General features: G+C 63.3%; 11 protein-coding genes. 2 read left to right on the forward strand and 9 right to left on the reverse strand.

Features of this window, described 5'->3' with window-relative positions; translation table 11 throughout:
- Positions 1-23: 23 nt before the first annotated feature.
- The 8 genes from FFS37_RS02225 to FFS37_RS02260 form a co-directional block, all read right to left on the reverse strand.
- Positions 24-335, reverse strand: a complete 312-nt coding sequence (locus tag FFS37_RS02225) for a formate dehydrogenase subunit delta (RefSeq protein ID WP_137929291.1) — start codon at positions 333-335, stop codon at positions 24-26.
- The gene (gene fdhD, locus FFS37_RS02230; protein ID WP_137929709.1) at positions 325-1,152 is read right to left on the reverse strand and encodes a formate dehydrogenase accessory sulfurtransferase FdhD; all 828 of its coding nucleotides are present in this window, start codon (positions 1,150-1,152) and stop codon (positions 325-327) included. The genes FFS37_RS02225 and fdhD overlap by 11 nt, the downstream gene beginning before the upstream one ends.
- Positions 1,152-1,376 (reverse strand): hypothetical protein, encoded by a 225-nt coding sequence (locus FFS37_RS02235; protein ID WP_137929292.1) that lies wholly within the window; start codon positions 1,374-1,376, stop codon positions 1,152-1,154. Before FFS37_RS02235 ends, fdhD begins: the two co-directional genes overlap by 1 nt.
- Positions 1,377-1,404: 28 nt before the next feature.
- Positions 1,405-4,281 (reverse strand): formate dehydrogenase subunit alpha, encoded by a 2,877-nt coding sequence (gene fdhF / locus FFS37_RS02240; RefSeq protein WP_137929293.1) that lies wholly within the window; start codon positions 4,279-4,281, stop codon positions 1,405-1,407.
- Positions 4,282-4,291: 10 nt separating this feature from the next.
- Positions 4,292-5,848, reverse strand: coding sequence for a formate dehydrogenase beta subunit (locus FFS37_RS02245; protein ID WP_137929294.1), 1,557 nt, complete (start codon positions 5,846-5,848; stop codon positions 4,292-4,294).
- Positions 5,845-6,324: a formate dehydrogenase subunit gamma gene (locus tag FFS37_RS02250; RefSeq protein ID WP_137929295.1), complete on the reverse strand. Its 480-nt coding sequence runs from the start codon at positions 6,322-6,324 to the stop codon at positions 5,845-5,847. The genes FFS37_RS02245 and FFS37_RS02250 overlap by 4 nt, the downstream gene beginning before the upstream one ends.
- Positions 6,325-6,458: 134 nt before the next feature.
- A complete protein-coding gene (locus FFS37_RS02255) occupies positions 6,459-7,358 on the reverse strand; it encodes a LysR family transcriptional regulator (protein ID WP_137929296.1) in 900 nt (299 codons plus the stop codon).
- 239 nt (positions 7,359-7,597) lie between these two features.
- Complete coding sequence (locus tag FFS37_RS02260; protein ID WP_137929297.1) at positions 7,598-7,966, reverse strand: hypothetical protein; 369 nt, start codon at positions 7,964-7,966, stop codon at positions 7,598-7,600.
- 65 nt (positions 7,967-8,031) lie between these two features.
- Here FFS37_RS02260 and FFS37_RS02265 point away from each other — a divergent pair, with 65 nt between their 5' ends.
- Entirely contained in the window at positions 8,032-9,207 is a 1,176-nt protein-coding gene (locus FFS37_RS02265) for an Mrp/NBP35 family ATP-binding protein (RefSeq protein ID WP_137929298.1), read from the forward strand.
- A 174-nt stretch (positions 9,208-9,381) separates the two neighbouring features.
- Here the strand turns inward: FFS37_RS02265 and FFS37_RS02270 are convergent, their stop codons facing one another.
- Positions 9,382-9,828, reverse strand: a complete 447-nt coding sequence (locus FFS37_RS02270) for an SRPBCC family protein (protein WP_137929299.1) — start codon at positions 9,826-9,828, stop codon at positions 9,382-9,384.
- A gap of 147 nt (positions 9,829-9,975) precedes the next feature.
- Between FFS37_RS02270 and FFS37_RS02275 the strand changes: the two genes are divergently transcribed.
- Entirely contained in the window at positions 9,976-11,781 is a 1,806-nt protein-coding gene (locus tag FFS37_RS02275; RefSeq protein WP_137929300.1) for an IlvD/Edd family dehydratase, read from the forward strand.
- The last annotated feature ends 101 nt before the right edge of the window (positions 11,782-11,882 follow it).

Genomic DNA, 11,882 nt, shown 5'->3' on the forward strand with positions numbered 1-11,882 from the left:
TTTCCGTGAAACGGTGAAACGCTCTAGCCCTGCGACGCCGCGACATCGGCCGGCGAGGCTTCGATCCCGAGCTTTCGGTCAGCCTCGGCGGGGGTAATCGGGCGCTTGATTCTTGCCGAGGCCACCACGACAAGCTCGTCGAAGCCTTCGCCGCCGCTGTCCAGCATCTCGAAGAACTGGCGCCGCATCCTCGGTTCCCAGAACTTGTTGATGTGCTCGGCGACGCCGGCAACGCCTTCCTCGCGCGGCCTGGAATGGAAGAAGGCCGCGATCTGGTTGGCCATGCGCACCAGCTTTTCCCTGGTGCTCATCATGTGACCTTCGTCATGCGACATTCTGGGCAACTCCGTAAGCCACCCGTTCGGGGTGGGTGAAAACATCGAAATCGTCGCCGCGCACCAGCGCCACAAGGGTCATGCCGGCATCTTCGGCGGTGCGGATGGCGAGTGCTGTCGGCGCCGAGACGGCCATGATGAAGGCCGAGCCGATCGCCGCGGTCTTCTGCACCATCTCGACAGAAACGCGTGACGTCACCACCACCGCGCCGGTCGAACCATCGATACCGGCTTTCGCCAGCGCACCGGCCAGCTTGTCCAGCGCGTTGTGGCGCCCGACATCCTCGCGCGCCATGACGACGCCCTTGCCGGGTATGTAGAAGCCGGCGGCGTGGACGGCGCCCGTTTCGGCGTGAAGCGGCTGCACCTTCGACAGCAATCGGACGGCGCTCGTGATATCGGTGGCGCCAAGCGTAAGCTTTGACGCACCAACCGCGTCGACCGATCGCATCGCTTCCTCGATAGATTCGATGCCGCACAGCCCGCAGCCGACCGGTCCGGCAAGCCGCCGCCGCCGCGCCTCGAAGCGCGTGTTGGCCTGGTCCTTCAGTCGTATCTGGATATCGATGCCGGCACCGTGATCCTCGACCTCGATCGCCTCGATCTCGTCAGGCGAAGCGATGATGCCTTCGGTCAGCGAAAAGCCCAGCGCGAAATCCTCGAAGTCAGCCGGGCTCGCCATCATCACCGCATGCGTGGTGCCGGCAAAGGAAAACGCCACCGGCGTTTCCTCCGGCACCATGCGGTTTGCCGGCGCCGTTCCGGTGGCGCGATGCGCCAGCCGCGAGGTCTGGCTGATCGGCTGGCGCGAGCGCATCAGTCCTGCTTCATCCACTTTGGCGTCAACTCCGGGACGTCGTGCGCGATCATTTCGAATGCCTTGTAGTGTCCAAGACCCATTAGATTTCCGACAATGTGGCGCAGCTTGTCGAAGTCTTCCTTGGTCGCATGATCCTGAATATCGAACAAAAACTGATTCAGGTCGGCTCCTTGCTGTTCGCAAAGGCGCAAAAGTCTTTCGTAGGCTTCCTTTTGGGTCACCCGTGTTCCTCCGGCCGCGCGGCCAAGACTACTCCGCCGCCTGCAGCGGAGCGATGCGGCGGCTCTGCTCGGCCTGCTCGTTATAGTCGCGCTGCCATTCGGTCGGACCGTTGGAGGCGCCCACCTGAACCGCCGTCACCTTGTATTCCGGGCAGTTCGTCGCCCAGTCGGAGAAGTCGGTGGTGATGACGTTGGCCTGCGTATCCGGATGGTGGAAGGTCGTGTAGACGACGCCAGGCGACACGCGGTCGGTAATCTCTGCACGCAGCGTCGTTTCGCCGGAGCGGCTGGTCAACTTCACCCAGTCGCCGTCCCTCAGGCCCCGGTTCTCGGCGTCGTGCGGGTGGATTTCCAGCCGGTCCTCCGAATGCCACATGACATTGTCGGTGCGCCGCGTCTGCGCGCCGACATTGTACTGGCTGAGAATGCGGCCGGTGGTGAGCAGCAGCGGGAAGCGCGGTCCGGTCTTTTCGTCCGTCGCGACATATTCGGTGCGGATGAACTTGCCCTTGCCGCGCACGAAGCCGTCGACATGCACGATCGGCGTACCGAGCGGAGCCTTGTCGTTGCACGGCCACTGCACGGAGCCCATCTGCTCCAGATAGTCGTAGGAAACCTTGGCGAAGCTCGGCGTGGTCTTGGCGATCTCGTCCATGATTTCGGACGGATGCTGGTAATTCCAGTCGAGCCCCATGGTCTGGGCGAGCTTCTGCGTCACTTCCCAATCGGCCAGGCCGTTCTTCGGCGCCATCACCTTGCGCACGCGGTTGATGCGGCGCTCGGCGTTGGTGAAGGTCCCGTCCTTTTCGAGGAAGGTCGAACCCGGCAGGAAGACATGCGCGTAGTTCGCCGTCTCGTTGAGGAACAGGTCCTGCACCACCACGCACTCCATCGCGGCAAGGCCGGCGGCGACGTGCTTTGTATCGGGATCCGACTGCAGGATGTCCTCACCCTGGACATAGAGGCCCTTGAACGAACCGTCGACGGCGGCATCCAGCATGTTGGGGATGCGCAGACCCGGCTCGTCGTCGAGCTTCACGCCCCACAGGCTTTCATAGATGTCGCGCACCGCATCGCCCGAGACATGGCGGTAGCCCGGCAGTTCGTGCGGGAACGAACCCATGTCGCAGGAGCCCTGCACATTGTTCTGGCCGCGCAGCGGGTTCACGCCGACGCCCTTGCGGCCGATATTGCCGGTCGCCATGGCAAGGTTGGCGATGGCGATGACGGTGGTCGAGCCCTGGCTGTGCTCGGTCACGCCGAGGCCGTAATAGATCGAGCCGTTGCCGCCGCGCGCGTAGAGACGCGCCGCACCCCGGATCAGTTCGGGGTCGACATTGGCGAGCTTGCCGACAACTTCGGGGCTGTTTTCCGGCAGCGCCACGAACGAGGCCCAGTCCTGGAATTCGTCCCAGTCGCAGCGTTCGCGGATGAAGGCTTCGTTGAACAGGCCTTCGGTGACGATGACATGCGCCAGCGAGGTGACCACGGCGACGTTTGTGCCTGGCTTCAGCGGCAGGTGGTAATCGGCCTGGATATGGGCCGACTTGACCATCTCCGTGCGGCGCGGATCGAGCACGATCAGCTTGGCGCCCTTGCGCAGCCGCTTCTTCAGCCGCGATGCGAAGACCGGGTGCGCGGACGCCGGATTGGCGCCGATGACGATCACGACATCGGTATGTTCGACCGAATCGAAGTCCTGCGTGCCGGCCGAGGTGCCGAAGGTCTGGCCCAGGCCATAGCCGGTCGGCGAATGGCAGACGCGGGCGCAGGTGTCGACATTGTTGTTGCGGAAGCCCTGCCGGATCAGCTTCTGCACCAGATAGGTTTCCTCGTTCGTGCAGCGCGACGAGGTGATGCCGCCGATGGCGGTGCGGCCATACTGGTACTGGATGCGGCGGAACTCGTTGGCGGTGTGGGTGAGCGCCTCTTCCCACGACACTTCGCGCCACGGATCCGAGATTTTTTCGCGGATCATCGGCTTGAGGATGCGATCCTTGTGCGTCGAATAGCCATAGGCGAAGCGGCCCTTGACGCAGGAGTGGCCGCGATTGGCCTTGCCGTCCTTGTAAGGCACCATGCGCACCAACTCGTCGCCGCGCATCTCGGCCTTGAACTGGCACCCCACGCCGCAATAGGCGCAGGTCGTGACCTTCGAATTCTCGGGTTGGCCGATCTGGATCAGCGATTTCTCGGAAAGTGTCGCCGTCGGGCAGGCCTGCACGCAGGCGCCGCAGGATACGCATTCGCTGTCGATAAAGGGCTGGTGCATGCCGGGCGACACCCGGCTGCCGAAGCCGCGGCCTTCGATCGTCAGCGCGAACGTGCCCTGCACCTCTTCGCAGGCGCGCACGCAGCGCGAGCAGACGATGCACTTCGACGGATCATAGGTGAAGTACGGATTGGACTCGTCCTTCGCCATCCAGCGGAAGTTTTCGACGCCGTCGTTTTTCTTGAAGACGTGATTGTCGCCCTCATAGCCGTAGCGAACGTCGCGCAGGCCGACGACGCCCGCCTGGGTCTGCAATTCGCAATTGCCGTTGGCAGCACAGGTCAGGCAGTCGAGCGGATGGTCGGAAATGTAGAGTTCCATCACGCCGCGGCGGATATCCTTCAGCTTGCCGGTCTGGGTATGCACCACCATGCCCGGCGCAACCGGCGTCGTGCAGGAGGAGGGGGTGCCGTTGCGGCCCTCGATCTCGACCAGGCAGAGCCGGCAGGAGCCGAAGGCGTCGACCATGTCGGTGGCGCACAGCTTCGGGATGGCGATGCCCGCCTCCATCGAGGCGCGCATGATCGAGGTGCCTTCCGGCACTGTGACGGTGAAGCCGTCGACTGTCAGCGTCACCTGCTTCTCGGAGGTCGAGGCTGGCGTGCCGAAGTCGATTTCCTGAATGAGACCCATGAAGTGGCTCCTACTCTGCTGCTTCGGCAACCGGCGCCGGTTTGAAATCATCGCGGAAATGGGTGAGTGCGCTCATGACCGGATAGGGCGTGAAGCCGCCCAGCGCGCAGAGCGACCCGAACTTCATCGTGTTGCAAAGGTCGGTGACGAGCGCGATGTTCTTTTCCGGCTCGATGCCGCCTGCGATCTTGTCGATGGTCTCGACGCCGCGCGTCGAGCCGATGCGGCAGGGCGTGCACTTGCCGCAGCTTTCGATGGCGCAGAACTCCATGGCAAAGCGCGCCTGCTTCAGCATGTCGGCCGTGTCGTCGAAGACGGTGATGCCGGCATGGCCGATCAGCCCGTCACGCTTGGCGAACTCTTCGTAGTCGAACGGCGTGGCGAACAGTCCGCGCGGGAAATAGGCGCCGAGTGGTCCGCCGACCTGCACCGCCTTGACCGGCCGGCCCGTCGCCGTGCCGCCGCCGATATCGTCGACGATTTCGCCAAGCGTCAGGCCGAACGCCGTCTCGAACAGGCCGCCATTCCTGACATTGCCGGCGATCTGGATAGGGATCGTGCCGCGCGAGCGGCCCATGCCGAAATCCTTATAGAAGGCGGCTCCCTTGTCCATGATGATGGGCACGGAAGCCAGCGAGATGACGTTGTTGATCACCGTCGGCTTGCCGAACAACCCTTGGATTGCCGGCAGCGGCGGCTTGGCGCGCACCACGCCGCGCTTGCCTTCCAGGCTGTTGAGCAGAGAGGTTTCCTCGCCGCAGACATAGGCCCCGGCGCCGACGCGGATTTCCATGTCGAACGCATTGGGCGAACCCAAGACATTGAGCCCGAGCACGCCGGCCTTGCGGGCGACCTCGACCGCCTTGCGCATCATGGCAACCGCATGCGGATATTCCGAGCGGATATAGACGAAGCCCTTGGTCGCGCCGGTGGCGACGCCGGCGATCGCCATGCCTTCGATCAGCACGAAGGGATCGCCCTCCATGATCATGCGGTCGGCGAAGGTAGCGCTGTCGCCCTCGTCGGCGTTGCAGACGATGTACTTCTTGTCGGCGGTCGCATCGAGCACCGTCTTCCACTTGATGCCGGTCGGGAAGCCGGCGCCGCCGCGGCCGCGCAGTCCCGATTCCGTTACCTGTTTGACGACATCGGCCGGCGCCATGGCAACCGCGTTCTGCAGGCCCTTTAGGCCGCCGAGCGATTTGTAGGCGTCGAGCGACAGCGGGTCGTTGATGCCGCAGCGGGCGAACGTCAGCCGGGTCTGTTTGGCCAGGAACGGGATCTTGTCGGGCGCGCCGAGCCAGCGCTTGTGATGGCCGCCGGTGAGGAAGCCGCTGTCGAACAGGCTCTTGACGTCCGACGGCTTGACCGGTCCGTAGGCGATGCGGCCCTTGGCGGTCGCCACTTCGACCATGGGTTCGAGAAAATAGGCGCCGCGCGAGCCGTTGCGCACGATCTTGGCCTCGATGCCGCGCGCGGCGAGTTCAGCCTCGATTGCCTTGGCGACCTTTTCGGCGCCCAGCGCCAGCGCACCGGAATCGCCGGGAATATAGATGCGCGGGATCATGAGCGTACCTCCGCGACGATCTCGTCCAGCTTTTCGTCATCGAGCCGGCCGATCACCTCGCCGTCGAGCATGGCCGAGGGCGCGCAGGCGCACAGGCCAAGGCAGTAGACCGGTTCCAGTGTGACCGATCCGTCGCGGGCCGTCTCGTGGAAGCCGATGCCCAGCAACTGCTTGAGCTTGGCGGCGACCGCGTCCGAACCCATCGACTGGCAGGCTTCGGCCTGGCAGACCTTGAGCACATGCCGGCCGGCCGGATGGCTGCGATAATCGTGGTAGAAGGTGGCGACGCCATGCACTTCGGCATTCGAGATGTTCAGCGCGTCGGCGATGACGGGCAGCGAGTCCTGCGGCACGTAGCCAAACTCTTCCTGAATGCCGTGGAGGATCGGCAGCAGGGGGCCTTCGAGGCCTTTGAATTCGTGGATGATCGCCGCCGTGCGCGATACGATCTCGGTACTTGCAGGCTGCATCGTCATGCAGCGCCCTCCCTGGTCGGTAGCGTTCTAGCGCTAAGTGCTTAAGAAATCAGAGGAAACCTCTGAAATCAATAAAGCTGTCCCGTTGCTCGATAGAAAAATTCTATCAAACGGCGGTGTCGGGCATTTCTAACCTAGCGATGGGTGCGGAAATCGTCTGCCAGCGCCATCGCCTCGTCCAGCAGCGCCTGCACCAGAGGCGTGTGCGGCTCGCGCGGCGCGGCCACCAGGCCGACCGTGTGGCTGGCGTCCGGCTCGACGATCGGAATGGCCCGTATCGGTTCGGAAAAACCGAACGTTTCCGCGAGGTTGAGCGGCATGATCGACGACCATTTGCCGGTACGGATATGCGAGAACAGGACGATCATCGAATTGGATTCCAGCGTTGGCCGCACCTGCACGCCCGCTTCCGCCAGATGCTGGTCGATGATGCGCCGGTTCTGCATGTCGGGGGTAAGCAGGCAGAGCGGCAGTCGGCTGATCTCGGCCCATGTCACTTTGTCGCGATCCGAAAAAGGCGTGCCGACAGCGGTGATCAGCTGGTATCGCTCGTCGTAGAGCGGCACGCTGGTCACCCGGCCGAGCGGTTCGTTGTCGAGATAGGTAATGCCGGCATCGACATCGAAATTGCCAAGCAACGACAGCACTTCGATCGAGGTGCGCGACAGGATCGAGAAGGTGACGCCCGGGTGCTTTTCGCGAAAGGGGGTCGTCAGCCGCGCCACCATGGCGAGCGCGGTCGGGATGGCGGCAATGCGGATGCGGCCCGAAAGGCCGTGGCGCGCCGCGCGCATCTCCTCGCGCATGGTCCTTGTATCGCCGACGATCCGGCGCGCCCAGCCGAGCACCTGTTTGCCCTCCGGCGTCAGCCCCTGGAAACGTGATCCGCGATTGACCAGCATCACGCCAAGCTGGCCCTCAAGCTGCTTGATGCCGGCCGACAGGGTCGGCTGGGTGACGCCGCACACTTCCGCGGCGCGGCCGAAATGCTCTTCCTTGGCCAGCGCGATGAAGAATTCCAGCTTGTCGATCATGAGTAGGGTTTCGGTTTTGTTGGTAGATGTCTGGATCCAAGCCCGATGCCTGAGAATCAACGGGGTGGAGCAATGAGGAAGAGAGCTGCAGCAGCGACGGCCACGATGGCATGTGGCAGCATTACATGGGGCCACACCATGATCTGTAATGCGAGTCCTCCACGCCCACGGGCGTGCCAAGCGCGCGACCACGAAGTCGCAATCTGATAGGGTGGAAATTTGCCGACAGGATCCAAAAATTAGTGTTCGATATCATACACTCGTTTGTAGTATGCTTGCTGGTTAGTTTTCCAAAGTGCCTCAACAATCCAAAAAACTACAGCGCTACAGCAAGCCACGAGCAGTATCATCGGGGATTTTTGTGCATAAGACGTGACGATGCCGGCAGCGCTTAATGTAACGCTCCAGGCTTTTATAGTCAGAGATTTGCTGTCGAAATCCTCAACTATCTGCTGAATTCGCATGTATTCACGCGACAAATGCTCGACGGATTTATCTTCGCTGTCCATGGCATCCCCCGTTTCGATCGCAGGATCATAACTTTTATCGGGAGATTCCGACACCCACCGTCGTTTTCCAGGGCGTGTCGGCAAAGTGCGTTGCTGCACGGCTTGGTTCTATCCGGAAACTGCACTATCTCAGGCGCCAAAGCCTCGAAGGAAGAAGCCCAGCCATGTCCGTCACCAAGGAAATAGTCACCGAGCGTCTGAAGACGGTCAACGGACCTGACTTCACCGGCAACATCGTCGATCTCGGCATGGTCTCCGAGATTTTCATCGCCGATTCGAAAGTGTTCTTCTCGATCACCGTCCCCGCTGCCCGCGCCCAGGAAATGGAGCCGCTGCGCGCCGCCGCCGAGCGCGTGGTGAAAGCCATTCCCGGCGTTGCCGGCGCGGTCGTCGCGCTGACTGCCGAAAAGAAAGGCGGAGGCATGGAGGCGCCGGTTCCATCGCGGCCGGCGCCCAGGCCAGCACCGCCGGCTCCGCCCGCCGCCCCGCGCCCCGCTCCGCACGCTCCGGCGTCCCAGAGTTCCGGCAAGCGCGGCGTGCCCGGCATCGAGGCGATCATCGCGGTCGCCTCGGGCAAGGGCGGCGTCGGCAAGTCGACCACCGCCGTCAATATCGCGCTTGGCCTTGCCGCCAACGGCCTGCGCGTCGGCGTGCTCGATGCCGACATTTATGGGCCGTCCATGCCCAAGCTGCTCAACATCCATGGCCGGCCGCAGACGGTCGATGGCAAGATCCTGAAACCGATGGAGAATTACGGCCTCAAGGTGATGTCGATGGGCTTCCTCGTCGATGAGGAGACGCCGATGATCTGGCGCGGCCCGATGGTGATGTCGGCGCTGACGCAGATGCTGCGCGAGGTCGAATGGGGCCGGCTCGACGTGCTCGTCGTCGACATGCCGCCCGGAACCGGTGATGCTCAGCTCACCATGGCCCAGCAGGTGCCGCTGGCCGGCGCCGTCATCGTTTCGACACCGCAGGATCTGGCCCTGATCGATGCCCGCAAGGGTCTGAACATGTTCAGGAAAGTCGACGTGCCGCTGCTCGGCATCGTCGAGAATATGAGCTATTTCATCGCGCCGGACACCGGCAAGCGCTACGACATTTTCGGCCATGGCGGCGCGCGCCGCGAGGCCGAGCGTCTCGGCGTCACGTTCCTCGGCGAGGTCCCTCTGGAGATGGGCATCCGGGAAAGCTCGGATGCCGGCGCGCCGGTCGTCGCGTCGAAGCCCGACGGCGCCGAGGCAAAGACTTACCGAGACATTGCGTCCAGGGTCTGGGACCGGGTCAATGAGGAGCGTGGCGCGGCGGAAGCCGCCGTGCCCAACATCGTTTTCGAGTAACGCTGATATCCCTCCCCCTCGAGGGGAGGGTGGCCCGCAGGGCCGGGTGGGGTCGCCCGCGACACACTCTACGCTATTTCTTTCTAGGAGTGGGGCAGCGCAACTCAGGTCGAGGCAGCTTAGGCGACCCCACCCGCCGCGCTTCGCGCGGCACCCTCCCCTCAAGGGGGAGGGTCAACTGAGCTTATCGCCAAACGTCGAGAAGAACTGCGCGGCGAGTTTCTTCGAGGTCGATTCGATCAGCCGGCTGCCAAGCTGGGCGATCTTGCCGCCCACTTCCGCCTTGGCCGTATATCTGAGGATCGTGGCATCCGTGCCGTCCTCGCTCAGCGTCACGTCGGCTCCGCCCTTGGCGAAGCCGGCAATGCCGCCCTTGCCCTCGCCCTGGATGGTGTAGGCGTGCGGCGGCTTCAGGTTCTTCAGCTTCACCTCGCCGTTGAAGGTCGCCTTGATCGGTCCGATCTTCAGCACCACGGTCGCCGCCATTTCGGTCGGCGAATTCATTTCCAGGCTCTGGCAGCCGGGGATGGCCTGCTTTAGGATCTCGGGATCGTTCAATGCTTCCCAGACCTTCTGGACAGGGGCCGCGATGCGTTCCTCGCCTTCCATCACCAAAGCCATCGATATCTCCCTGCGTTATTCCAAAAAGGGGTAACGTAGGGTTCACCGCAAGTCCATCGGCACCAAAGTCCTGATTCGGGCAGCACCTCCTCTTGCCTGCATTCGCGCGTTGTCATAGGGATTTGTCATACAAATACGGAGACCACGATGGCAGGCGCCCCCACCAGGAAGAAGAAGTTCCGCTCGCAGGAGTGGTTCGACAACCCGGACAACCCGGGGATGACGGCGCTGTATCTGGAGCGCTACCTGAACTACGGCCTGACGCGTGCCGAACTGATGTCCGGCAAGCCGCTGATCGGCATCGCCCAGACCGGCTCGGATCTGTCGCCCTGCAACCGGCACCACATCGAACTCGCCAAGCGCGTGCGCGAAGGCATCGTCTCGATGGGCGGTATCCCTTTCGAATTCCCCTGCCATCCGATCCAGGAGACGGGCAAGCGCCCGACGGCGGCGCTCGACCGCAACCTTGCTTATCTCAGCCTGGTCGAAGTGCTCTACGGCTATCCGCTGGACGGCGTGGTGTTGACCATCGGCTGCGACAAGACCACGCCGGCGCTGCTGATGGCCGCCGCCACGGTCAACATCCCTGCCATCGCCCTGTCGGTCGGCCCGATGCTCAATGGCTGGCACAAGGGCAAGCGCACCGGTTCCGGCACCATCGTCTGGGAATCGCGCCAACGCCTGTCGGCCGGCGAGATCGACTATGACGAGTTCATGGACATTGTCGCTTCTTCAGCGCCGTCCACCGGCTATTGCAACACGATGGGCACCGCCACCACGATGAACTCGCTGGCCGAGGCGCTGGGCATGCAATTGCCGGGTTCGGCCGCCATCCCCGCGCCCTACCGCGAGCGCGGCCAGATCGCCTACGAAACCGGCAAGCGCATCGTCGACATGGTGCATGAGGACCTGAAGCCGTCCGACATCATGACGCGCAAGGCCTTCGAGAACGCCATCGTCGTCAATTCGGCCATCGGTGGCTCGACCAACGCGCCGATCCATCTCAACGCGATCGCGCGCCATCTCGGCGTGCCGCTCGACAATGACGACTGGCAGTCGATCGGCCTCAAGGTGCCGCTCATCGTCAACCTGCAGCCTTCGGGCGAGTATCTCGGCGAAGACTATCACCATGCCGGCGGCGTGCCCGCCGTGGTGGCCGAGCTGATGAAAGCCGCAATGCTGCCCCATCCCGATGCCCTGACGGTCAACGGCAAGTCGATCGGCGACAACTGCAAGGGGGTCGCCAACGAGAACACCGAGGTCATCCACAGCGTCGACAAACCGCTGAAGACCAATGCCGGCTTCATCAACTTCAAGGGCAATCTTTTCGATTCCGCGATCATGAAGATGAGCGGCATCTCGCCGGAGTTCCGCGAGCGCTATCTGTCCAACCCCAACGATCCCGAAGCCTTCGAAGGCAAGGCCATCGTCTTCGACGGGCCGGAGGATTACCACGCCCGCATCGACGATCCGGCGCAAGGCATCGACGAGCACACGATCCTGTTCATGCGCGGCGCCGGGCCGGTCGGCTATCCCGGCGGCGCCGAGGTCGTCAACATGCAGCCGCCGGCCTATCTCATCAAGAAGGGCATCCATTCGCTGGCCTGCATCGGCGACGGCCGCCAGTCCGGGACGTCGGGTTCGCCGTCGATCCTGAATGCCTCGCCGGAAGCCGCGGCTGGCGGCGGACTTGCCTTGCTCAAGACCGGTGACCGCGTCCGCATCGATTTGCGCAAGGCCACGGCCAACATGCTGATCAGCGATGAAGAGCTTGCCAGGCGGCGCACCGAACTGCAGAGCAATGGCGGCTACCACTATCCCAAGCATCAAACGCCGTGGCAGGAGATCCAGCGCGGCATGGTCGGCCAGTTCTCCGAAGGAATGGTGCTGAAGCCGGCCGCGAAATACCTCGATGTCGCGCACACCAGCGGGGTGCCTCGCGACAATCACTGATTTGCTCCGGCGACTATCGATCGCTTGTTCGCGGCGGTTTGTATGAACGACGGACGGTGGCTTGATCGCATCAGGCCGCCGCCTGTCGTCCTTGACAAGCG

Origin of the sequence: Mesorhizobium comanense (assembly GCF_005503535.1) — a bacterium.
GTDB lineage: Bacteria > Pseudomonadota > Alphaproteobacteria > Rhizobiales > Rhizobiaceae > Mesorhizobium > Mesorhizobium comanense.